This window comes from Acinetobacter sp. HZNU-JH01, assembly GCF_037996845.1.
Lineage (GTDB): Bacteria > Pseudomonadota > Gammaproteobacteria > Pseudomonadales > Moraxellaceae > Acinetobacter > Acinetobacter haemolyticus.
The window spans coordinates 823,234-847,572 of the sequence record NZ_JBBMZX010000001.1 but is presented as its reverse complement, the minus strand read 5'-3'; the positions used below and the strand labels follow the sequence as shown (position 1 = coordinate 847,572).

The 24,339-nt window shown below is 39.6% G+C and carries 22 protein-coding genes and 1 pseudogene; 14 read left to right on the top strand and 9 right to left on the bottom strand.

Going from position 1 to position 24,339, the window contains the following annotated elements; genetic code table 11:
* Window positions 1-40 precede the first annotated feature (40 nt).
* Window positions 41-508, bottom strand: a pseudogene (locus AAC851_RS04075) (hotdog fold domain-containing protein).
* Between the two features lie 114 nt (window positions 509-622).
* Here AAC851_RS04075 and AAC851_RS04070 point away from each other — a divergent pair.
* Window positions 623-1,255, top strand: a complete 633-nt coding sequence (locus AAC851_RS04070; RefSeq protein WP_075315916.1) for a TetR/AcrR family transcriptional regulator — start codon at window positions 623-625, stop codon at window positions 1,253-1,255.
* 49 nt (window positions 1,256-1,304) lie between these two features.
* Here AAC851_RS04070 and AAC851_RS04065 read toward each other — a convergent pair whose 3' ends face one another.
* Entirely contained in the window at window positions 1,305-2,006 is a 702-nt protein-coding gene (locus AAC851_RS04065; protein ID WP_125502705.1) for an SIMPL domain-containing protein, read from the bottom strand.
* Window positions 2,007-2,473: 467 nt separating this feature from the next.
* Here AAC851_RS04065 and AAC851_RS04060 point away from each other — a divergent pair, with 467 nt between their 5' ends.
* Both AAC851_RS04060 and AAC851_RS04055 read left to right on the top strand, forming a co-directional pair.
* Window positions 2,474-3,844, top strand: coding sequence for a diaminobutyrate--2-oxoglutarate transaminase (locus AAC851_RS04060; RefSeq protein WP_004638380.1), 1,371 nt, complete (start codon window positions 2,474-2,476; stop codon window positions 3,842-3,844).
* Between the two features lie 3 nt (window positions 3,845-3,847).
* A complete protein-coding gene (locus tag AAC851_RS04055; protein ID WP_004638381.1) occupies window positions 3,848-5,380 on the top strand; it encodes a pyridoxal phosphate-dependent decarboxylase family protein in 1,533 nt (510 codons plus the stop codon).
* Window positions 5,381-5,454: 74 nt separating this feature from the next.
* On the opposite strand, the gene AAC851_RS04050 is transcribed toward AAC851_RS04055, so the two are convergent.
* On the bottom strand, window positions 5,455-6,507 hold the full coding sequence (locus AAC851_RS04050; RefSeq protein ID WP_153568198.1) for an aromatic ring-hydroxylating oxygenase subunit alpha: 1,053 nt from the start codon (window positions 6,505-6,507) through the stop codon (window positions 5,455-5,457).
* Between the two features lie 551 nt (window positions 6,508-7,058).
* Between AAC851_RS04050 and AAC851_RS04045 the strand changes: the two genes are divergently transcribed.
* From AAC851_RS04045 to blp2, 6 genes are all read left to right on the top strand, one after another.
* Window positions 7,059-8,090, top strand: coding sequence for a substrate-binding domain-containing protein (locus AAC851_RS04045; protein WP_340600540.1), 1,032 nt, complete (start codon window positions 7,059-7,061; stop codon window positions 8,088-8,090).
* 98 nt (window positions 8,091-8,188) lie between these two features.
* Window positions 8,189-9,568 carry a phosphate ABC transporter permease subunit PstC gene (pstC, locus tag AAC851_RS04040; RefSeq protein ID WP_075315912.1) on the top strand — a complete coding sequence of 460 codons (1,380 nt, stop codon included), beginning with the start codon at window positions 8,189-8,191 and terminating at the stop codon, window positions 9,566-9,568.
* A complete protein-coding gene (pstA, locus tag AAC851_RS04035; protein WP_125502711.1) occupies window positions 9,565-10,962 on the top strand; it encodes a phosphate ABC transporter permease PstA in 1,398 nt (465 codons plus the stop codon). The genes pstC and pstA overlap by 4 nt, the downstream gene beginning before the upstream one ends.
* A gap of 14 nt (window positions 10,963-10,976) precedes the next feature.
* Window positions 10,977-11,888 (top strand): phosphate ABC transporter ATP-binding protein PstB, encoded by a 912-nt coding sequence (gene pstB / locus AAC851_RS04030; RefSeq protein ID WP_017394722.1) that lies wholly within the window; start codon window positions 10,977-10,979, stop codon window positions 11,886-11,888.
* A 269-nt stretch (window positions 11,889-12,157) separates the two neighbouring features.
* Window positions 12,158-13,120, top strand: coding sequence for a protease SohB (sohB, locus tag AAC851_RS04025; protein ID WP_100833460.1), 963 nt, complete (start codon window positions 12,158-12,160; stop codon window positions 13,118-13,120).
* Between the two features lie 244 nt (window positions 13,121-13,364).
* Window positions 13,365-15,551, top strand: coding sequence for an Ig-like repeat protein Blp2 (gene blp2, locus AAC851_RS04020; protein ID WP_100833461.1), 2,187 nt, complete (start codon window positions 13,365-13,367; stop codon window positions 15,549-15,551).
* A 29-nt stretch (window positions 15,552-15,580) separates the two neighbouring features.
* Here blp2 and AAC851_RS04015 read toward each other — a convergent pair whose 3' ends face one another.
* Together AAC851_RS04015 and AAC851_RS04010 are read right to left on the bottom strand one after the other, a co-directional pair.
* A complete protein-coding gene (locus AAC851_RS04015) occupies window positions 15,581-16,228 on the bottom strand; it encodes a DUF2238 domain-containing protein (protein WP_100833462.1) in 648 nt (215 codons plus the stop codon).
* 38 nt (window positions 16,229-16,266) lie between these two features.
* Window positions 16,267-16,617, bottom strand: coding sequence for a hypothetical protein (locus AAC851_RS04010; protein WP_100833463.1), 351 nt, complete (start codon window positions 16,615-16,617; stop codon window positions 16,267-16,269).
* A gap of 142 nt (window positions 16,618-16,759) precedes the next feature.
* On the opposite strand from AAC851_RS04010, the gene AAC851_RS04005 reads away from it, so the two are divergent.
* Window positions 16,760-17,158: a hypothetical protein gene (locus tag AAC851_RS04005; protein WP_100833464.1), complete on the top strand. Its 399-nt coding sequence runs from the start codon at window positions 16,760-16,762 to the stop codon at window positions 17,156-17,158.
* On the opposite strand, the gene rsmD is transcribed toward AAC851_RS04005, so the two are convergent.
* Together rsmD and mrdA are read right to left on the bottom strand one after the other, a co-directional pair.
* Complete coding sequence (rsmD, locus tag AAC851_RS04000; protein ID WP_004638393.1) at window positions 17,155-17,703, bottom strand: 16S rRNA (guanine(966)-N(2))-methyltransferase RsmD; 549 nt, start codon at window positions 17,701-17,703, stop codon at window positions 17,155-17,157. The two genes, AAC851_RS04005 and rsmD, sit on opposite strands and share 4 nt — an antisense overlap.
* Window positions 17,703-19,688, bottom strand: a complete 1,986-nt coding sequence (gene mrdA, locus AAC851_RS03995; RefSeq protein WP_340600539.1) for a penicillin-binding protein 2 — start codon at window positions 19,686-19,688, stop codon at window positions 17,703-17,705. Before mrdA ends, rsmD begins: the two co-directional genes overlap by 1 nt.
* A 240-nt stretch (window positions 19,689-19,928) precedes the next feature.
* On the opposite strand from mrdA, the gene AAC851_RS03990 reads away from it, so the two are divergent.
* The 4 genes from AAC851_RS03990 (at window position 19,929) to AAC851_RS03975 (ending at window position 22,802) form a co-directional block, all read left to right on the top strand.
* On the top strand, window positions 19,929-20,447 hold the full coding sequence (locus tag AAC851_RS03990) for a hypothetical protein (protein ID WP_005081912.1): 519 nt from the start codon (window positions 19,929-19,931) through the stop codon (window positions 20,445-20,447).
* A gap of 61 nt (window positions 20,448-20,508) precedes the next feature.
* Complete coding sequence (locus AAC851_RS03985; protein ID WP_004638396.1) at window positions 20,509-21,822, top strand: hypothetical protein; 1,314 nt, start codon at window positions 20,509-20,511, stop codon at window positions 21,820-21,822.
* Between the two features lie 82 nt (window positions 21,823-21,904).
* Entirely contained in the window at window positions 21,905-22,558 is a 654-nt protein-coding gene (adk, locus tag AAC851_RS03980; RefSeq protein WP_005081914.1) for an adenylate kinase, read from the top strand.
* 61 nt (window positions 22,559-22,619) lie between these two features.
* A complete protein-coding gene (locus AAC851_RS03975; protein WP_005081916.1) occupies window positions 22,620-22,802 on the top strand; it encodes a hypothetical protein in 183 nt (60 codons plus the stop codon).
* Here the strand turns inward: AAC851_RS03975 and nth are convergent.
* Window positions 22,799-23,485: an endonuclease III gene (gene nth / locus AAC851_RS03970; protein ID WP_042874219.1), complete on the bottom strand. Its 687-nt coding sequence runs from the start codon at window positions 23,483-23,485 to the stop codon at window positions 22,799-22,801. The two genes, AAC851_RS03975 and nth, sit on opposite strands and share 4 nt — an antisense overlap.
* A 1-nt stretch (window position 23,486) precedes the next feature.
* Window positions 23,487-24,284 (bottom strand): RnfABCDGE type electron transport complex subunit B, encoded by a 798-nt coding sequence (locus tag AAC851_RS03965; RefSeq protein WP_340600538.1) that lies wholly within the window; start codon window positions 24,282-24,284, stop codon window positions 23,487-23,489.
* Window positions 24,285-24,339: the final 55 nt, after the last annotated feature.

The following is a 24,339-nucleotide window of genomic DNA, read 5'->3' as shown; positions in this document are numbered from 1 at the left end:
AATGTGAAAAGCCCCGAACTTGTAGAGTTCGGGGCTTTTTTTATTTTTTCTTTTTAGAAATCCACATTGTGATTTTTGCATGGAACACTTTTTCATTTACTTTATCAAATACGTCAACATTCACAAGATATTCGCCCGCTTTGTCCCAATCATAGTTTTCCTCAACAGGTGAGGCAATTGCGATTAGATCGGTTTCTGCTTTCTTTAAGTATTCAACAGTCATGCCTTTTGGTATCCAACGGTGGCTAGAAGGTACCGTAACTTCTGTCATCGTTCCGCCTGCTAATTAAGCCATGTTGCACATCGCAATCGCATGCACAGTACCAATATGATTGAGTACCGAACGTTTTTTCTTAATCGATATTTTGCAGTAATTGGGTTTTAGTTCTTCAAATAATGGAGCAATACTACTGAAATAGGGTGCTTTAAGACAAAGCATGCGTGTAAATGTCCATTTGCCAGCAGGAAAAGCAGAAGCTTTATTCCATAAATCTAAAGTTGAAGCCATTTGATATTATCCTAATTAAACAAAATTTAATTCTTTTACAGAATATAATTCTGTTTACAAGTTATGGTCAAGTCATACACAATAGTTCCGACGATCGGTGAACTTAAATTGAATATGGAAACGGCTCAGCAATTATTGGAAAGATTGTATCCTCAGCGAAGATCTTTGTTAAAAAGACAGATATTGTTGGATGCATTGTCCTGTTTTCTTGACTATGGATTAGATGCAACCAGTATTGAGATGATTCGAGAAAAGTCTGAAAGTAGTGTAGGTGCGATTTATCATCATTTTAAAAATAAAGAGGGTGTGATTGCAGCACTGGTTTTTGCCGCTTTAGAAGATCAAGCTTGCTTACGAGATCGATATTTAGATGAGGCACAATCACTACAAGATGTAATTTTTGCACTGATATATAGCTATGTTGATTGGGTATCTGATCAACCAAAATTCGCAAAGTTTTTATTATTAGCGCATTTCAGTGTTATGCAAAGTGAATATAAACAGGCATTAAGCGATAAAAATAAAAAAAGAAATCAAAATATTATGGCTCATGTTTCACGACACGCTGATTTTGAATCATTGAAAAAAATACCGATTGAATTGATGATGTCATTGGTGATTGGTGCATCAGAAAGTTATTGCCGCGCTTGGTTATCTAAAAAAGTGGTTGCTGATCCCAAAATGTATCGGGAAGTGCTAGCAAGAGCTGCGTGGGATTCTTTGCAGAATCTTGCCCAGACCAAATGAAGAAAAGGCATATCAATATGCCTTTTCTTATTCAAATATCGAGTACAAATTATTTAAACTGAATACTCCCATTCGCATTGACCGTAATTTTTGATTCACCTGCTGCCATATCTTGAACAGGGGCAGCTTCTGCCATCGCAAATTTAGCCATCCCACCACGCATCACAGGTTGAGGGAAATAGTTGCTGGTATTCAAGTTTAAACTGACCAAATTATATTGAGCTTTGTTCCATGCTTGAGTAATGGCTTGTGCTCGTTGCTGGAAATTTTTAGATGCTTCAATCATCAACTCATTTTCAACTTTTTTACGCTGTTCATCTGAAACAGTAAAGTTAATGGATTGAGTTTGGAAATTTTGTTGTAACTCACTAATGAGCTGGCTTGCTGCTTTAAAATCTTTGCTCTCCAGTTGGATCTCAGCACGAGCACGCCATTCTTTCAATTTTCTACTGTCATTGTCGTAGATTGGGTAGGTACTTTGAGCGCCAGTTTCAACTTTAACTTGAGTGTATTTGCGAGCAATTGCTTGTGCTTGATTCATCAATTGATTGATTTGATTAGAGAGTTCAGCAGGCTGCTTGTGGCTTTTTTCAATATAAAGCACGGCGCGCATTTCATCATTTGCAACTTGTCGCGAAGCATCTGCTTGAATGTTAACGATGTTGTAGTTTAGTTTTTCTGTTTCATGGGCAAAAAGTGTAGGACTCAATGTTGCTCCAAGTATCATGGTTGAGAGAGCTAGAGTGCGCATAAAAAATTCCTTAGAATTTGGTACTGAAGATTTATTTTTTCAACTTTGATATTAAAAAGAAGTCGTGAGTAACATCAGCATATTTTGTGGTGGATTTGTAATAACTTAGTGTGATCTTGCAACTGAGAAATAAAATAAAAAATATTTAAAAATCAGTTGTATATCTTGTGTAATTTGACCATTTATCTAAAAATAAATTTCATATTAAAAAAAGCTTACTTTCTTTCTCTTGTCACATAGTATGATGATAATCCATCATACTTAATTGAAAGAATTTTTTTTTCAATAATATTAGATGAATCTAAGACATAAAATTGTTTATTTTCTTTGAAAATTAGGTATCATCTCGCTCCTAGTTGAAAGATATAAAATTTTGTGTCTGCGCTAGATTCAAACAAGCACCGAGTCAAAGGACCAAAAGTCACCAGACTTATTTCTTTTACCCATATCAGAGATGGTAATTCGATATGAGCGTTACTTCCGTAAATCCTGCCGCTAATGCAACCAACGAATATTATTTGACTCGCCAAAGTCAAATGGAATCGAATGTTCGTAGTTATCCTCGTAAACTACCGTTGGCAATTGCAAAAGCACAAGGCTGCTGGGTTACTGATGTTGAAGGTACAGAGTACCTTGATTGTTTAGCTGGGGCAGGAACATTGGCTTTAGGTCATAATCATCCTGCGGTGATTCAAAGTATTCAAGATACATTGGCAAGCGGTTTGCCATTGCATACTTTAGACTTAACGACTCCTTTAAAAGATGCGTTTACAGAAGCACTTTTGGCACACTTGCCGGGTGGTAAAGAAGAATATTGCCTACAGTTCTGTGGTCCTTCTGGTGCAGATGCGACTGAGGCAGCAATTAAACTTGCAAAAACTTTTACTGGTCGCAGTTCAGTGATCAGCTTCTCTGGCGGTTATCATGGTATGACTCACGGCTCATTAGCAATGACAGGTAATTTGTCTGCTAAAAATGCTGTGAATGGTTTAATGCCTGGTGTTCAATTCATGCCATATCCGCATGAATACCGTTGCCCACTTGGTTTAGGTGGTGAGGCTGGTGTTGATGCATTAACGTATTTCTTTGAAAACTTCATTGAAGATGTTGAAAGCGGTGTAACAAAGCCAGCTGCTGTCATTCTAGAAGCAATTCAGGGTGAAGGTGGTGTTGTAACTGCGCCAGCGAAATGGCTACAAAAAATTCGTGAAGTGACTGAAAAGCACAATATCGTTTTAATTTTGGACGAAGTTCAAGCTGGTTTCGCACGTTCAGGAAAAATGTTTGCCTTTGAACATGCTGGGATTGAGCCTGATGTTGTGGTGATGTCAAAAGCTGTTGGTGGTGGTCTTCCATTAGCTGTGCTTGGTATTAAGCGTAAGTTTGATGCTTGGCAGCCAGCAGGTCACACGGGTACTTTCCGTGGTAACCAATTGGCGATGGGCACAGGCCTAATGGTTTTGAAAACCATTAAAGAGCAAAATCTTGCGCAAAATGCACAAGAGCGTGGTGATTTCTTACAAGCAGAGTTTAAGAAACTTGCACAAGAATTCCCATGTATTGGTAATGTGCGTGGTCGTGGCCTAATGATCGGCGTTGAAATCGTCGATGAGCGTAAACCAGCAGACCATATGGGTTCGCTTCCTGCTGATGCACAATTAGCTGCGGCAATTCAAACTGCATGTTTCAACAATAAGCTATTGTTGGAAAAAGGTGGTCGCAACGGTACAGTTATTCGTTTACTTTGCCCGTTGATTATCAACCAAGATGAATGTGTTGAAGTGATTGCACGTTTCAAAAAGGCAGTTGCGGAAGCACTCAAAGCAGTACGAGGCTAAACCATGGTTGATTTTGCAGAACATCGTAAAGCGTTACTCTGCAATGATGCTCAATCTATTGCTGACTATCAGTCAGCAATGGGCGAGGCGGTACAAGCCGTTTCAGCATGGTTGCAAAACGATAAAATGTATACAGGTGGTAGCATTAAAGATTTGCGTGCAGCAATATCTTTTAATCCATCGAAAGAAGGTTTAGGCGTACAGCAGTCTTTGCAGCGTATGGTTGAGTTATTTCTCAACAAAAGCTTAAAAGTACATCATCCGCATTCACTGGCACATTTGCATTGCCCAACGATGGTGATGAGCCAAATCGCGGAAGTGTTAATCAATGCGACTAACCAATCAATGGACTCATGGGACCAAAGCCCAGCAGGTTCATTGATGGAAGTTCAGTTGATTGATTGGCTACGCCAAAAAGTGGGTTATGGTGCAGGTCAAGCAGGTGTGTTTACTTCAGGTGGAACACAGTCTAACTTGATGGGTGTATTACTTGCGCGCGACTGGTGCATTTCGAAAAACTGGAAAGACGAAAATGGTAAACCATGGTCTGTTCAGCGTGATGGTATCCCAGCCGAGGCGATGAAAAACGTCAAAGTGATTTGTTCTGAAAATGCACACTTTTCTGTGCAAAAGAACATGGCAATGATGGGCATGGGTTTCCAATCAGTTGTCACTGTTCCTGTGAATGAAAATGCACAAATGGATGTGGATGCGCTAGAAAAAACCATGGCACATCTTCAATCAGAAGGCAAAATCGTCGCTTGTGTAGTTGCAACAGCGGGTACGACAGATGCTGGTGCGATTGATCCACTCAAGAAAATCCGTGAAATTACTAATAAATTTGGTTCATGGATGCATATTGATGCTGCTTGGGGTGGTGCACTGATTCTTTCAAATGACCATCGTGCAATGCTTGATGGAATTGAATTATCAGACTCAATCACGCTTGATTTCCATAAGCACTATTTCCAAAGCATTAGCTGTGGCGCTTTCCTGTTGAAAGACGAAGCAAACTATCGCTTTATGCATTATGAAGCGGAGTACTTAAACTCTGCTTATGATGAAGAACATGGTGTACCTAACCTTGTGTCTAAATCTTTACAAACGACTCGTCGTTTTGATGCATTGAAATTGTGGATGACGGTTGAAGCATTAGGTGAAGAGCTTTATGGTTCAATGATCGATCACGGCGTGAAATTAACACGTGAAGTTGCAGACTATATCAAATCAACAGATGGTCTTGAGCTGTTAGTTGAACCGCAGTTTGCGTCAGTGCTGTTCCGTGTCGTGCCAGAAGGTTATCCTGCTGAGTTTGTTGATAGCTTGAATCAAAACGTTGCAGATGAATTGTTTGCACGTGGTGAGGCGAATATTGGTGTGACCAAAGTGGGTAATGTTCAATCTTTGAAGATGACTACATTAAGTCCTGTTGCAACGCTTGAAAACGTACAGAACTTGCTTGCACTTGTGCTTGCAGAAGCAGATCGAATCAAAGACTCAATTGTTGAAGGTACTTATGTACCACCAATTGTGTAGTTGCAGTTTGGTTTACTAATAAAAACGAGGTCTTTAATGACCTCGTTTTTATTTATGAATGTTCGAAAATAAAGTCAGGCAGCAAAAATTGGACTAAATCCCATTTTTCGGAGCAGTTTACGGTACATGCTAGAACTACGATCTGCTGGGAAATGTGCTTCCATAGATAGGTTTAGTGGTAGATATTCAGGTTTTTGTGTTTCAACAATGAGGCGATCTTCTTCAAAAATTTCTAAATTGAATTTATAAGCCTCTTCGACAGGTAAGTCTTTATCATAGTTACGGCAGATTGGTGCAAATAAACGCGTTTGACGCGCAGACACAGGACTAGCAGCATTCATAATCACTTGCTTGCTATCATTCGGAAAGTGGATCGTCAGTGTTGCAGTAAAGGGGAGGCTGATTTCAAAATGCCTTAACCACTGAAAGCCTTCTTGTCCACGCTGATCCATACCAATCGGGTAACGACCAACACTACTGATATAATCGGCATCAAAACCGTAGGTTGTCTCTGTCGTCGTGTAATCTGGTACTTCAACATTATCTGGGTCTCCAAAAGTATCAGGATGTACCCAAGCAAAATGAGCCACATCAATAAAACCTTCAAGCTGTCTTCCTGCAAAACAATTGAGTTCTACAGAGGGGCACACCAATTGTTGAAAGTCAGAATGATCCCAATAAGGCATTTGTGGAATGGTGGGTAACGCATCTTTATTTGCCGTGAGATTGCACCAGATCAACCCATATTTCTCGATAGCAGCATATGTCTTTAAATGAAAGCGTTCAGATATTTTGTGTTCTGGGTGGGCGGGAATCCGATTACATTTTCCATTTTCACCAAAACGTAAACCGTGATAGCGACAGACGACACCAAGACCATCATTACGGCCTAAACTCAATGGAACACCACGGTGTGGACAAGCATCTTTGGCAACTATAAGCTGATCTGACATTTTGTAAATCACCAATGGCATATCCAGTAATGTAGCGGCTGTGGGTTGTTCGCTAATGTCACGTGCTAAAGCAATTGGATACCAATGTTGGGCAAGTAAATGCCAATCATGCTCTGAAAATGTCATGTGAATGGGTAAATCAGGATTGAAGGTCGCGATGGCTTTAGTATTCATGATCTCTTCTTTCTATTCGTTTAAATTGAATATAGATCAATACACTGTTCGAATAAATTTCAATAAACTGAATGATGTGTTGATACTTTTAGAACACGACTTAGATTTAGATGAATCCATTTGGATGATCATAGTTCACTCTAAGCTATTATGATGTCTAAGTTTAAGAGCAAGGGCTATGGTGAGGTGTCGATGTTTAATCAGTCTGTCACATGATTGAATCGGCAAAATGCTTGAAATGTTACTCAGCATAGCTTTTTTACAATCAAAGATGATTTTGTTCTAAAAAATTAAATATAAGTTGCATTAAATGAATTAAATATTACAATTTTAATGATACCTGTTTAGGTTATAAGGATATTTTTAATTCTTTTAGTTATTGATATTTAATAATATTTAATTAAATTTGATGCAATACATCAATTATCATCAAAGCGTCACAAAGTTGTAACTTATTTGTCATATTATCTAATCAAAATGCAGTTAACCAAAGTACAACACTTGAATTTAAAAGAGTTGTAAATCAAATTGTATAAATGAGAGAAAACAATATGCGCTTAAATCCACGTAATCTCGCAATTGCATTAGCTGTAACTGGGGCAACTGTAGCAACGACTGCAAACGCAGCTCGTGATACGATCCAAATTGCTGGTTCTTCAACTGTCTTGCCTTTTGCAAGTATTGTAGCGGAAGAGTTTGGTAACACTTTCCCACAATTTAAAACACCTGTAGTTGGTTCTGGTGGTTCTTCAGGTGGTTTAAAACAATTCTGTCAAGGTGTGGGTGATAACACGATCGATGTTGCAAACTCATCTCGTAAAATTAAAGATTCTGAAATTGAAGTTTGTAAAAAAGCTGGTGTTAATCAAATTTTAGAAATAAAAATTGGTTATGACGGTATCGTATTTGCATCAAATATTAATAAAGCAGCATTTAAATTAAAGCCTTATCATGTATTTACCGCGATTGCAGCTGAGTTACCATCAAATGGTAAGTTAGTGCCAAATCCGTATACACGTTGGAATCAAATTGATAAAACTTTACCGAATGAGCCAATTACATTGGTAATTCCTGGCTCTAACCACGGTACACGTGAAGTTTTCCAAGAGAAAATGGTAGATTCAGGTTGTGAAACTTATGAATATATCAAAGGCTTAGACAAAGACGCACAGAAAAAAGCATGTTCGAACTTCCGTAAAGATGGTCGTGTAATTGAAATTGCGGGTGACTACACAGAAACTCTTGCACGTTTAAGAACAAATCAAAGTGCTGTCGGTGTATTCGGTTTAAGTTTCTATGATCAAAACCGTGACAAGCTTCGTGTGGCAACAGTAAATAATGTTGTACCGTCAGAAGCTACGATTTTAAGTGGTAAATATCCTGTATCTCGTCCTTTATACTTCTATGTGAAAGGGGAGCACTTGAAATCAATCAAAGGCTTACCACAGTATGTAGAATACTTCTTGAATAAGAATGTTACAGGTAAAGGTTCTAAGTTAGAGCGCGCTGGTTTAATTCCAATGTCGGATAGCGAGCGTGCAAAAATCTTGGCGGACTTTAAAGCAGGTAAAACTGTTAAATAAGATCGACTAAATCGGGCTGGTGATATTTATATCATCAGCCTTTTTTATCAGGCTAAGTTTTTTCAGATGAAAAGAATTGAGAAAACAGTGGAGATTGCATGAATCTGCTAATTATCGGTGTGTTGTTGGCCCTTGTGGCAATCGCATATCAAATTGGGCTGAGAAAAAGCCGTAACCTAGCAGGTAAGGGAAATAACTCGGCTGCATTGCATTCGCGTCCCGGTTATTATGGTGCTTTGGTTGCTTTGTGGTGTGGTATTCCAGCTTTTTTAATTTTGTTGATTTGGAATGTGGTTGAGCCAACAGTATTAAAACAAATTGTATTTAATCATATTCCTGCCACTGTGAATGCCAGCCTAGATGAAAGTGGTCGTTCAGTTTTATTTAGTCGTGTACAAGCAATTGCTTCAGGCTTTGGGGTAACTGATCAAGCTGCAACTTATGAGCTTGCAGCAGCTAAAGAGCTGGCTAAATTTCAGAGTATTGGTACCTTTGCTAAAGTAGCAGTTGTGATTAGTGCAGCACTGGCGGGATTGGTTTGGGCCAAAAGAACAATCAGTCGACAGTTTCGAGCGCGTAATCAAGTTGAACGTGCGATTAACGTTGGTTTAATTTTATGTTCTGGTGTTGCGATTCTAACCACGATTGGAATCGTATTGTCGATGTTTAGTGAGGCTTTACGCTTCTTTAGTTTTGTTAGTCCATTTGATTTCTTCTTTGGAACAGAATGGAATCCTGGTTTTAGCACTTCTGGTACTGCTGAAGGAAGTTATGGTTTATTACCATTGCTTTGGGGTACGTTAATGGTCAGTGGAGTTGCACTTTTAGTTGCAGTTCCTGTTGGATTGATGATTGCTATTTATTTGGCCGAATATGCTTCACCACGTTTACGCTCTTGGGCAAAACCAACGATTGAAATTTTGGCTGGTATTCCAACGATTGTGTATGGTGTATTTGCATTAATGATCATCGGACCATATTTCCGATTGTTCGGTGAGGCGATAGGACTCAATATCAATGCGACCAGCGCGCTTACTGCTGGCTTCGTTATGGGGATTATGATTATCCCATTTGTATCGTCTTTATCGGATGACATCATTACGCAAGTGCCGAGATCGTTACGTGATGGTTCTTTGGGCTTAGGTGCGACTAAATCAGAAACGATTCGTCAAGTGGTGATGCCAGCTGCGCTACCAGGGATCGTTGGTGCATTCTTATTGGCTGCTTCGCGAGCGATTGGTGAAACCATGATCGTGGTCTTAGCGGCTGGTAATAGTCCAATATTGCATGCAAATCCATTAGAGGCAGTATCTACCGTAACGGTTACGATCGTGAACCAGTTAACAGGAGATACCGACTTTGCAAGCCCGCAAGCGCTTGTGGCATTTGCCCTTGGTTTGACCTTATTTGTAATTACATTGGGTCTCAACATTATTGCACTGTACATTGTGCGTAAATATCGTGAGCAATACGAATGACTTCATCCAATACATCTCCCGTGGATCAAAGTCCTGCATTTGACCCACAAGCAGCGCAAGAGTTACGTGCTGAGCGTAAAGCAAGAATTGAAAAGTCACTTGCAAAACGGCATCGCAAAGAAAAAACGTTTCGTTTCTTTGGGTTTTCAGCCGTGATGCTTGGCTTAGCGTTTGTTGCATTGCTTTTCGTGAGTATTTTATCGAAGGGGCTTCCAGCTTTCTGGCAAAATACGATGACGGTTCCAGTGTATTTTGATCCGACTATTATCGATGTGGGTGCACCTCCAAAGCGTCAAGCTGGGGAGAGTCCAGCGCGTTTTGAAGAGCGTTATATTGAGTGGCAAACGCAAATGGGAATGGTCGATTGGGATGCTTTAATTGCAAATGCGATCATTACAAAAGATCCTGCGGTTGAATCTCAACGTGATGAGTTGAGAGGTCTATATACCAGTTCAGAAGCGTACCGTTTACGTGACATGGTATTTGCCAATCCATCACTGATTGGTAAAACACAAGATATTAAGATTTTGGCTGATGCAAATGTAGATGTTTGGTTGGCAGGTAATATTGATCGTTCTCTTCCAGATGAACAACAGCAATTAAACCCAGAATTACGTCAGTTAGCGGATCAATTAAAAGCGGATGGCGTGATTAAAAATAGTTTTAATACGAACTTGTTTGTTAATCCAGATTCGCGTAGTTCTCCTGCAACCAGTGGTTTGGCAGGTGCATTCATGGGCTCTTTGTTCATGATGCTTATCGTAATCTTGATTTCGATTCCAATCGGTGTGGCGAGTGCGATTTACCTAGAAGAGTTTGCACCAAAGAATGTGATGACTGATATTATTGAAGTCAACATCAACAACTTGGCAGCAGTACCTTCGATTGTATTCGGTTTATTAGGTGCAGCAATCTTTATTGGCTGGATGCATTTACCAATCTCAGCACCATTAGTGGGTGGTTTGGTATTAAGTTTAATGACACTTCCAACAGTGATTATTACAACACGCGCATCACTAAAAGCCGTTCCTCCTTCGATTCGTCAAGCTGCTCTAGGTTTAGGCGCATCAAGAGTTCAAACCGTTTTCCATCATGTTTTACCGTTGGCTTTGCCAGGTATTTTGACGGGAGCAATTATTGGTGTTGCACAGGCACTAGGTGAGACAGCACCACTCTTGTTAATTGGTATGAGTGCTTTCGTTGCGAGTGTGCCAGCTTCGCCATTGGATCAATCTACAGCATTACCTGTACAAATTTTCTTATGGCAGGGCAATGAGCTACGTAACTTCTTCGAAGGACGTACCGCAGCGGCGATTATTGTGCTGCTTGCCCTGATGATTGGTTTAAACAGTCTTGCAATTTGGTTACGTAAGAAATTTGAAGTACGTTGGTAATCGGAGATAACATGATGAATACTATTGATACCACGAACTCCTTAGAAAAGGATAAATCAGTGAATCCACAGCAAACTCAATTTACATCGTCGGAAACACCAGCTCAGCAGGAAACAGCGTTTGTTGCACAGTTTGAAACTTCTGCCAAAGCAAAAAATCCGTCGCATGGTGATGTGAAGATCAGTACTCAAGATGTGCATGTGTACTATGGTGAGACTGAAGCGATTAAAGGCATCGATTTAGATATTTACCAAAATGAAGTCATTGCATTTATTGGTCCATCAGGGTGTGGTAAATCAACCTTTCTTCGTACCTTGAACCGTATGAATGACACGATTGACATTTGTCGCGTCACAGGCAAGGTGACTTTGGATAGCCAAGATATCTATGATCCAAACTTAGATGTTGTATTATTGCGTGCACAAGTGGGTATGGTATTCCAAAAACCAAACCCATTCCCAAAGTCAATTTTTGACAATGTTGCTTATGGCCCAAAATTACATGGATTGGCTCGTAATAAATATGATCTAGAAGAGATCGTCGAAAATAGCTTACGTAAAGCGGGTCTATGGGATGAGGTTAAAGATCGTTTGAATCAACCTGGTACAGGTTTATCTGGCGGTCAACAACAGCGTTTATGTATTGCACGTACGATTGCGGTCAGCCCAGAAGTCATTTTGATGGATGAACCATGTTCAGCACTTGATCCAATTGCGACTGCAAAGATTGAAGAGTTAATTTCTGAACTTTCTGAGCAATATACCATTGCAATCGTAACTCACTCGATGCAGCAAGCAGCACGTGTTTCTGATCGTACAGCGTATTTCCACTTGGGTGATTTGATCGAAGTAAACTCAACTGAAAAAGTGTTTACCCAGCCTGATCATCAACTTACAGAAGCCTATATTACGGGGCGTTTCGGTTAATATCGAACTGTATTTATAAAAGAGCCTGAGGGCTCTTTTTTATTGATTCAGAGATTCTATTGTTTAAATATAACCTGTTTTGGTTGAGATAGAATCATGTTGATGTCGTAGGTCGATATGAAATGTTAGTCAGCACACTTGGAGGAAGTTTCTCCGAATTCAGCGTGTATATAGATGAAAATGAATCTATTTTGCAAATTCACTATTGAATTTTTATTGAACAGACCGCATCTTAGTGCAATAAAGCCGAACTAAAGAGCACATATTTTATGTTATTCCATTTACCTAAATTTCCTGCTGAAATTCGTATTAGCCATTTAAACGCGCGTGTAAATGAACAAAGAAAAAAGATTGCGCAGACTACAGCTTCTCGTTTGGAATTATTGCAACTTGTTCAACAACTTGCAAAAGAAGCAAAAGTACGTAAAAAGAATGATAAGAAAATATATGTCTTAGATTTTAAAGGGGATATGCAGGCTTCCGCAGTCGATACGATTCGTGAAGAAATTACTCTGATTCTAGCGACGGCAAAAGCAGGACATGATCGTGTTGTAGTGCGTTTAGAGAGTCCTGGCGGTATGGTGCACGGTTATGGTCTTGCTGCTGCACAATTGGTTCGTTTACGTGATGCGGGCTTTCATGTGACGATTTGTGTGGATAAAGTAGCTGCTAGCGGTGGCTACATGATGGCATGTATCGCAAGTGAAATTATTTCAGCGCCATTTGCAGTCGTTGGATCAATTGGTGTGGTGGCACAAATACCTAATTTCAATCGCTTACTCAAACAACATCATGTAGATTTTGATCTATACACGGCTGGTCAATATAAACGTACAGTCACCATGTTTGGTGAAAATACGCCTGAAGGTAAAGCTAAATTTGAAGAAGAATTACAACAGACTCATGTTCTCTTCAAACACTTCATCGAAAAATATCGTCCTCAATTGGATGTTGAAAAAGTTGCAACAGGTGAGCATTGGTATGGCGAAGATGCACGTCAGTTAAACTTAGTGGATAAGCTTCAGACTTCAGATGAATATTTACTTGGTTTGTTGTCGCAACATGATGTCTATGTCATCAATACGCGCAAGCGTCCAACGTTTGGTGAAAAGCTTGGATTACAAGCAGCACAAATGGCTGAAAATCTTATTCCAACTGTCATGGGTAAGTTGGCCGATAGTTTAGCTAAAGCAAATAGCAGTTTGGTACAAATGCGTGATCCGAAATTCTAATTGGATGGATTGTATTGGAAACCAGTCTTAAATAAGGCTGGTTTTTTTATAAAGAAATATAATTATTTTCAAAAATAAAACTTTAAAGATTTTAACAAATGGTCAGCTAAATAAAAGCGACAAAACTTGCTTTGAGATGATTGTTCTTATAGTGATCATTTGATACTTTAATTGCTAGATTAATAACTTAATTATTCATTAATCGATAAGTCTTAAAAATTATAATGGATCAGTGAGCATAATAATGACGAACGTTGTCGTTTCTTCAAAGAAAAATTTAATGACTTTACAAGATGCGCAAATGAAAGAAGTGATTTTAAATCAGCCTTCTATTGTACAAATTGGTATAACTCAAGCAGATGTAAAGTCAATTACAAAGCAAGGTAATGATCTTGTCATTACATTGAAGAATGGAGAAAAGATTGTAATCAGTGACTTTTACAATGAGAATGGTACCAGTGAACACAGTTTAACACTTGAAAAAGCTGACGGAACGTATGAGGTTGCACAGTTTGATCAGTCTGGTGAGTTTATCCGTTATGTGCCTGCAACCCAGTTGTCTCAATTTGCTTACACTCAGTCACCAACGCAAACGCCAATGAATCAAGATGGATCAGATGATTTTGGTGTTACAAAGTCACAACTGATGAAAGCTGGGTTGGTTGCGCTTGCTGCAGAAGGAATTTACCTATGGGCAGTAAAGGATGATGATGACAATAAAAAAAGTGATAACTCACCTAAAGACACTACACCACCAGCGACGCCTACAGCGGCTTTAGCAAGCGATGCATTAACGATCTCAGGTAAAACTGAAGCAAAAGCTAAGATATTAATTCGTGATGCGACGGGTAAGGTGATTGCAAGTGGGCAGGCCGATGATCAAGGAAACTATACGATAAAACTTGATCAGGTGTTGACTGATGGTAATAAAGTGAGTGTTGTTGCTGTAGATCGTGCGGGAAATATTTCACAAGGTACCTCTGTGACTGGTACGAAAGATACGATTGCACCTGATGCACCAACTGCTCAGCTAAATGCAGACGGTACGATCGTAACCGGTAAAACGGAAGCAAATGCCAAAGTATCTATTTTTGATTCTGATGGCAAACTCTTAGGGACAGTTAAAGCAAATAAAGAAGGCTTGTACTCGATACAAGTTACTCCACCATTGACTGATGAAAAAGGCGGGACTGTGATTGCCGAAGATGCTGCTGGTAATAAGTCTGAAGCATCAAAAGTGATTGCGGGTAAAGATACAACGCCTCCAGAACAGCCCTTAGTGGAAGTAAATAAAGAAGGTTCAGTTATCCAAGGTAAGGCTGAGACCAATGCAAAAGTATTAATTAAAGATGCCGATGGGAATATAATAGGGAGTGGTACAGTTGATGCTCAAGGTAAATTTGAAGTAAATATTTCCCCAGCTTTGACTGATGGAAAAAAAGGCACGATTATTATTGAAGATGCAGCAGGTAATCAGTCTAAACCTGTCGAAATTAATGCAGGTAAAGATACAATTGCACCTGATCAGGCAACTGTACAAATTAATGCGGCTGGAGACACCATCACAGGTACGGCTGAAGCCAATGCAAAAATTGAAATTAGAAGTGCTGACGGAAAAGTGATTGGTTCTGGTACAGTCGGCGCTGATGGCAAATTTACGGTGAGTATTTCACCAGCTTTAACAGATAAAAACAGCGGAAAGGTTTATGTAATTGATGCGGCTGGTAACCGTTCAGTTGAAGCAAATGTTATTGGGAATAAAGATACTATAGCGCCAACAAAACCTGTATTAGAAAAGGTTATGGATGATGTTGGGGCGGTGAAAGGTCCAATTAGTACAGGGGGAAGTACGGATGATGCAAGACCAACATTATCTGGAAGAGGGGAAGCCAAAGCTGTATTAACCATTTATGACAATGGGCAGCCGATTGGGACCGTTACTGTTGGTAATGATGGAAAGTGGAGTTTTGAAATTACTCAAGATTTAGCCTTAGGATCTCATAAAATCACCCTAACCCAAACAGATGCGGCAGGAAATACCAGTGAAGTGAGTGATGCATTTAATTTTACAGTAGTTCCTCCTGTAACAACTAACACCTTGGCTCAAACAGAATCATTTGAAACACAGCACGCTGAAATCTCACTTGCGGATTCAGTTGATTTGGAAAAATTACTTGCTAATACTGAGGCAAGTACACTTTCTTTCAATCAACTTGAAACGATTGCGCTAGATGAGGTCATGATTTCATCGGATCAACATTCTAATCAATTGGATGATGTGCTGGATCAACTCGTTCCAGAGCAAACTCTAGTTCCATCAGATACAGCTGTATCGGATACTGGACTGAGTACCGTATATACAGATTTTTCACAGACGATTAAATCTGATCCTTTTGCATTATTCGATACGGTTCAGCACCCAGTGATTTAAATCATTGGGTGGATTCGACAAAAAGGTATTTATGTTGGTGTTTTTGCATGGGTATTTGACATTTGATAATAATACCCGATGCCCATAAGTAATGCACCGATGGTTGCCAAGAACATATCTTTATGTGCATCCCACATATCGCCTTGTTGCCCATTATAATTTTCAGCATCTTCGGGGGATAGACCTATGGATAGCCCCCATTCAAGTAGCTCGTAAATCATACTGGATGCCATAACAAATTGGAGAACCAATAAAAATAGGGTGAAGGGTTTTGCTGATGGAATCCAAACTTGAAAACAACGATAAAAAAATGGGTAAAGCAATACACCATAAGCAAAATGAACTAATCGATCATACATGTTACGTGACCATCCCATACTTTGATTTAAATCAAAAGCAAAGAGATCTAGAAGCCACTGATTATATGGAACATAAGAATATAAATAATGTGCTCCAATGATGTGAATAAATAGGAAAGCTAAATATAAAAAAAAGCTAAAAAAGCTGATGCCGATTTTTCTCATTGTAACAATGAGAACGACCAGCATGATGATGGTGCCTGCTTGGTGTAATAGATAAGACTCAAATTCTAATGGATTGATACTAGCGATGATGATAAAAAGCAGCACCATTGCAAGGGCAATAGAATGTTTTAAACTAAATTTTTTTTCGATCATGCCATATCTCAAATGAGGTCTAACACTGAGTTTGGATCTTATTCAGCATCATCTATGCGGATGGTTTGTTTCGCTGAAGAGATACCGCCAAGTGCCTGACACGCTTGTTTATATAATTGATATTTTTGTTGTACAACTTCATCTAAGGGGATGTCAAAGAGATCTTCACCATTTTTATACTGTTCAATATAAGAACTGACTTTTTCTTTATTTACCGCAAGAGATTGTTGGTGAAAACTAGAAATAGATGATGATGCCAGTTGATTGGTTTCAATATTACTGCATTCAAAATGTTGAAAGATTTTCTCTGCACGTTGTACTTCATTTGATTTCCCAAACAGACAGCCAGTTAAAGTTAGCATAGCAACAAGTAAGAAAAAAAGTTTCATGTTATTTAAGGTGAAATTCTAAAGACGGTATTATGGTATATAACATTCATTTTATAAAATAATAATTTATGTCTAACATAGTAAAATTTATTTTAGGCGTTATGCTATCTCTATCCTTGATCCCAAATATTTTGAATTAATGATGCAAATTTTTATCTGTGGACTACTGTTGCTTCTATCCAGTTATACCTATGCAGAGGATTATAATTTTTTTGCAGAAATCAAAGATGATTCAGATGAGCTATTTGATTCTGCTTATCCTCAACAAAGCAAAACTGATTATTCCATTTTGCATAATATGTTTTTTCAGGATGAACGTTGGCGTATCTACAATTATACCGCTTATCAAACCAATCAATTCAACCATAAGATGTTGACAGGAGAGACACAGAGCCTCTCCTTAGATGATTTTTCCATTTCATTGGGATATGGGATTGTGTATCAGTTTAACTTGAGCAATCGAATCGGCTATGAGTATCTGTCCAGTTTCCCATTTGATCGAGGGCAATTAATTCGTTTTTTCTGGTTACGCCTATTTTAAATTTTCTTTTGGTATAACGCTGCTCGAACTTGTCCAGCTTTGGTTTCTTTTATTTTTTGCCATGATGCAGGTAATTGGATTTGGGATAATTCGCGGTCTGCTTCAACATAGATATAAGCGTTATCTTTAATCAATGGATCAGCCAACGTTGATAACTCTTGCCATAAATCGAGGCTATAAGGTGGATCGAGAAATACAACATCAAATTGTTCAGTTAATTTGTTTAATGCTTGTTGAGCTGTGCTGATAATGAGGCGACAGTTTTGAGTTTTGAGTAGCTGAAGGTTGTCTTTTAAATAACGTGCTTGTGTGGTATTCGGTTCGATCATGACCACTTGTGCTGCGCCACGTGATAGTGCTTCAAAGCCAAGTGCACCTGAACCACTGCACAGATCTAAAACCTGTGCATTTTGGATATCCCACATTAACCAATTAAATAAGGTTTCCCGCACGCGATCTGGGGTAGGGCGTAAACCCTCGATACTGGCAAATGGTAAAACACGTCGTTTCCATTCTCCACCAATAATACGTAGCTGGTTCTTCATTATTCTGAAATTCCATCGGCAGGTTGAGCTGGTTGGTCAGTTGGAGGTGCAGGCGTAGTTGTTGATACATTTCCACTCGGTAACTCACCTGGTTTGATACCTGCGGTCATTAGACCACCGCTGATTTGGTGATTGGCTGGTCTTAGTGGTTCTGTCTTACGTTTAACTAGCCAATAGTCAAAAATTGGGCGCGCAATTTGTGTTGCAGCACCACCACTTCGACCATTTTCCCAAACGACTGCAATGGCAATTTCTGGATTTTCAGCAGGGGCAAAACCTACAAATAGACCATGATCGCGCTGACGTTCAGAGAGTGCAGCTTCGTTATAACGCTTGCCCTGTGCAATACTTTTCACTTGAGCGGTACCTGTTTTACCAGCAATCGAATATTGCAAACCGCTTTTGATTCCTCGGCCAGTCCCTGATTGAATGACATCAACCATTGCTTCACGCATTTTTACCCAGTCATCGAGTGTGCCATTAAATTGAATTTGTCCATCAGGTGCGTTGTGAACATCATGTTTCTTTGTACCTTTGGTTTCACGTAAAACATGAGGGGTTACATGTGCACCTTGATTGGCTGTAATCGCTGTTGCCATTGCCAGTTGAAGTGGTGTCGCTGTAAAAGCACCTTGTCCAATACTCACAGAAATGGTTTCACCCTTTAACCATTTGGCATTACGGGTTCTCATTTTCCATTCAGGACTTGGATATAGGCCAGTACTTTCACTAGGTAAATCAATTCCTGTTTTCTCACCAAAACCGAATTGGCGCATCCACTCATTCATTTTTTCAATGCCCATACGATAAGACAAGACATAGAAATAGGTATCACAAGAAACGATTTGAGCTTTGTGCATATTGACCAGTCCATGACCGCTTTTCTTATGGTCACGGAAGCGGTGGCTATCGCCTGGTAGTGAGAAATAACCAGGATCGGAAATCGCTGTGTGCCAGTCTACTAAACCATAATGAATGCCGCCAAGGCCAAACATTGGCTTAATCGTTGAACCCGGAGGGTATACACCTTGTACTGCACGGTTAAATAATGGTTGATCAGGGTTGTCACGTAATGACCCATAATCGTTGTAACTAATGCCTGTGACGAACAGATTAGGGTTAAAGCTTGGGCTAGAAACGAGAGCTAAAATTTCACCTGTACGTGGATCCATCGCGACAATTGCGCCACGTCGTCCAGCCAATTGTTCCGATGCAATAGTTTGTAAACCATAATCCAAGGATAAATATAAATCATTGCCACGCGTTGGATCTTTGCGTCCTAGCTTACGAAGCACATTACCGTGTGCATCGGCTTCAACAGATTCATAACCTGGATGTCCATGTAGTAATTCTTCGTAGCTTTTTTCTACACCGATTTTCCCGATTAGGTTTGTTCCTGCATATAAGTCTTTATCAATCGCCCTTAATTCTCGGTCATTAATACGTCCAACATAGCCTATGACGTGTGCAAATAATTCGCCAAATGGATAATAGCGTGTCATTTGCGTTTCAATTTTTACGCCGGGAAATGCATATTTGACCTCACTAAATTTAGCAATATCGGCTTCATTTAAATTGAGTTTGATCGCAATACGTTCAGTTTTTCGGGCAGTTTTGACACGACTTTTAAAACGATCCACGTCTTCTTGTGTCAGGCTTAATACGGGAATGAGACGTTCCAATGTATCATCAATATCACTGACATCAGTGCGGCTAAGCGTGGCAGTAAATACAGGATAGTTATCTGCCAATAAAATGCCATTACGGTCATAAATATAACCACGCGCAGGTGGCAGTGGTTGCAAACGAATCCTGTTTTTATCTGATGCTGTTGTAAAATCATCGTAATGAACAATCTGTAAATATGCATAACGACAGATCAGCAACAATAAAAAAGTTGCGACAACAAACATTGCAAAGAAAATTCGACCCTTGTAAATGCGCTTTTCTTGTTGCATGTTTTTTAAAGGAAAGTGCTGTTTCATAGGGGATCGACTTAATTACAAGATTGAGAGAATACAAAGACTGAATATTTTAACGTAAGTTGCATGATCTTACTGTAGAATTTTCAACGAATCATGCAAATGTTTGATTGACCGTTTTTGACTTTGCAGACATTAAAATTGTACGGTCTTGTATATTAGAAGCAAAATAATTCTGTTAAAGTCACAAACGGCTTGAGATAGGACATACCAATACACACTCTTAGGGAAAATGGAGAAATAATGAGAAAAATTTATCTTTTACTCGCGGTTACGGCAGTTAGTGGTTTGGCGCATGCTGAAGGAAACTCATTTCTTCCTGAAGCGAAATTGACAGATGCAAAGGTTTCAACATGGAATGTTGGGGCAGGTTTCACTAAAAAACTATTACACGCCAATTTGGAGTGGGTAAACCCTTATGGAATCGCCTATGCTAAAGCAGGTGCATTCATGAATGATGACAATCCTGCGGGTGGGCAACTTGGATTTCGCTATCCGTACCACCTAACAGGTACAGATAAAAATGGTTATTACATCGGAGCGTATGTTGGCCATATTGAAAGTAAGCAAATAGATAATGAAGAAAAAGCGCGCTTAGGCGCGGGTGTCGATCTTGCGTTCGTGTGGTTGAATTCGGAACGTATCAGTACCTTTAGTGTGGGAATTGGAGCAGGTGAGCGTATGAAAAATGCGAATGGTGATCTCATAGAGAAAACAGAACCTACAATTCAATTCTCTTATACCTTAAGTTTTGGCTTATAAGTGTGAACAAATTGCTTAACGCCGATGAGTCATAATGTATCAATAATTCTGAGAGTCATGCATGTTTGATTACGTCAATGAATTGTGGCAGATTTTTTTAGCTCGTCCAGATTTTTGGGCAGTCCTCAGCATTATCCCCGTCACTGCTTTTGTGACTTGGGCGCATGTGTGGATGGCTTTAAAAATGGTGTTCTACCCAATTAAATTTTGGGGATTTCACTTGGGGCCATTGCCTGTAGGTTGGCAAGGAATTGTGCCACGCAAAGCGGGGCGTATTTCAGGCATTATTACTGACAATACACTATCAAAATTGGGTTCATTGCGTGAATTTTTGGAGGCGATGGATCCTGAAGACATGGCAATGATCATTGGTGAGCAAGTTGGATTTGAACTTGAGCACTTGATTGATGAGGTCATGATTGATCGAAATGCGGTGCTATGGGAAAATCTACCGTATTCGATTAAACGTCGTATCTATGCCCAAGCACATAAACAGTTACCAAATACACTGAAAGAATTGGTGACTGAACTGACCATGAACGTTGAGTCATTGGTCGATATGCGTGAAATGGTCGTGAGCCAAATGGAAGGTGATCGCCGTTTAATGGTGCGTATGTTCCTTAAAGTTGGCCAAAAAGAAATTAACTTTATTTGGCATATCAGTGCATTGATCGGGATGTTCTTTGGTATTTTCCAAATGATTGTTTGGTTCATTGTACCTTGGCATTGGACAGTTCCATTTTGGGCGGCGATTTGGGGCTTCTTGACCAACTGGATCGCGATCTGGATGGTATTCAATCCGATTGAACCACATCCGATTCGTTATCCTCAGATTTTCCGTTTAACCAAAGACCGTAAATTCCCTTGGATTGTGCCTGTACTTAAGATTGGTACTTACAATGTGCAGGGTGCATTTATGAAACGTCAAGAAGAGGTTTCGGATGTATTTGCCAGTGTCGTAACAGAAGATCTGATTACATTGAAGTCGATTATGACTGAAATGATGTATGGTAGTAAAAAAGATAAAACGCGCCGTATCGTTAAACGTCATATCAATGAAATTATGGAAACACCTTTGGTGCGAACATCATTGCAATTATCTTTAGGGCCAAGAGAGTATGCTAGACTAAAGACCGACTTGATTGATCGTTCGATTGAAATTACCATGGGTCCAGTATGTGATCCAGCCTTGAATGCAAGCCGTGCACAGAAAATCTTTCAAATGTTTAGAGATCGAATTCGTGAACTGACGCCGAAAGAATTCCAGAACTTATTACGCCCTGCATTCCAAGAGGATGAATGGATTTTAATTGTACTGGGTGGTGTAACTGGTTTCTTCGCTGGTTTAATTCACTTATTTGTTGCTTTCTTATAATTAATTTGATGTTGGTTGAGCGATAAATCTGTATGATATTGCTCAATTTAAGATTTATTGTTTTTAGATGAGGATGTTCTTTATGCGCATTATTTTACTCGGACCACCTGGGGCAGGCAAAGGTACCCAAGCTCAGTTGATCTGTAAGCGCTACAATATCCCACAAATTTCAACCGGTGATATGCTCCGTGCTGCAATTCGTGAAGGTACTGAACTTGGCTTAAAAGCGAAAAGCGTTATGGAGTCAGGTGGTTTGGTTTCTGACGAGCTAATTATTGGCTTAGTTAAAGAACGTATTGCTCAGCCTGACTGTGAAAACGGTTGTATTTTTGACGGTTTCCCACGTACCATTCCACAAGCTGAAGCATTAGAAGTGGCTGGTATTAGCATTGATCATGTGATTGAGATTGATGTACCAGACGAAGAGATTGTTCAACGTCTTTCTGGTCGTCGTCAACATCCAGCTTCTGGTCGTGTATATCATATTGTTTACAATCCACCAAAAGTGGAAGGTAAAGATGATGAGACTGGTGAAGACTTGGTACAGCGTCCAGATGATCAAGAGGAAACCATTCGTAAGCGTCTAGGTTCATACCACAGCGAAACTGAGCAATTGGTTGGTTTCTACCAAGGACGTGCTGCTTCAGGCGAAAATGCACCAACTTACAATAAGTTGGATGGTTTACGTGCAATTGAAGACGTTCAAAAAGATTTGTTCGCAATTTTAGACAAGTAATCTAAATTGTTGATGATAAAAGAGCTCTGAATATAGAGCTCTTTTTATTTGGGAGAAAATAATGCTGAAGTTTATCTTGATTATTGTCGTGGTTTTGAGTTTTGCATTATTGCTTTTTTTATTGTATCAAAGCCAAAAAATGCTGCGCCATGTACAACAGCAACAAGCTTTGGAAAATAAAAAAAATGGTAAAGCGCGCCAGCTTCACCCTAAATTACAACAGCAAAAAAAATCTCAAGATTAATTGAGATTTTTAACTGTAATTACTTTGTTTGCCCCAAACTCAAAACGGTCAGGCCAGTGACATACATCTGAAACAATACATTCGCCACATTTTGGTTTGCGTGCGATACAACAATAGCGCCCATGCAAGATTAACCAATGGTGTGCATCGATAATAAACTCTTTCGGAATGACTTTAATCAGTCGATCTTCAACTTCGAGCACATTTTTTCCAATCGCTAGGCCTGTGCGATTCCCTACTCGGAAAATGTGTGTGTCCACAGCCATCGTAGGTTGACCAAATGCGGTATTCAAAACAACATTGGCTGTTTTGCGTCCTACACCAGGTAGGGCTTCAAGTTCTTTGCGTGTTTCAGGGACTTGTCCTTGATATTGGTTGACCAGAATCTGACATGTCTTAATCACATTTTCTGCTTTGGCATTATATAGACCGATCGTCTTAATATATTCTTTTAAGCCATCAACACCGAGATTTAAAATGGCTTGTGCCGTATTTGCAATTGGATAAAGCTTATCGGTCGCTTTATTGACGCTGACATCTGTGGCTTGTGCAGAAAGCATAACTGCAATCAGCAGTTCAAATGGTGAACTATAGTTGAGCTCAGTTTGAGGATTTGGACGTTGCTCTCGTAGACGTTCAAAGAAAATCTGAATTTGCTTTTTGGTCATATTTTTGACAGGCATTTTAGATTCCTTGCAATTCATTTAAACGTTGTTGGAGAGCAATGAGTTGTGTTTGTTTTTGTTCATCCGCACGTACACTGAGTTGCTTTTCTAATTTCTTAATTTGAGTACGGATCTTGGCAAGTTCAATCGTGGTTTTTGCATCTAGTGATGGCTTTTCTTTTGGTTGTTCAGCGAGTGTAATGACAGGGACATTGTTCACTGTCTGAGAAAATTGGGCAAAAAACTCGACATCAATTTCTGCACGTACAATTGGACCTTTGCGATGAATACGCCGTTTTTCTTCACGTTGGATATGTGCATAGTAACGATGTCTTAAATCGTCTTGTTCTGTTGAGCGTTGTACTTCGGTTGGCAATGGTTTGGTATCTGGGATCAAATCAATACAGTCAACCGGACAAGGAGGAATGCATAATTCACAACCTGTACACAAGTCGGTCAAAATACTATGCATTAATTTGCCACTTCCAATAATGGCATCAACAGGGCAAGCACTAATGCATTTGGTGCAGCCAATACATTCATCCTCACGAATGATTGCTTTCATACGTTGTGGACGGCCATCGGCCTGAACCTCCCAAACACTTGGTTCAGCAACCAATCGAGGACGTTGCAGGAGTGTTGCTAAAGCATCTGCAACTGGTTGTCCGCCTGGTACACATTTGTTGGCATCTTCACCTTCTGCAATGGCTTTAGCATAAGGCAAACATCCGTCACGATGCCCACACAAACCGCATTGTGTTTGGGGTAGGTGTTGGTCTATTTGAACAATAAGCGAATGTTGCACAGATGATGACATGAACATGGGAACAGCAAAAACAGGATCGATAGTATAGCAATAATCACTGTCTACG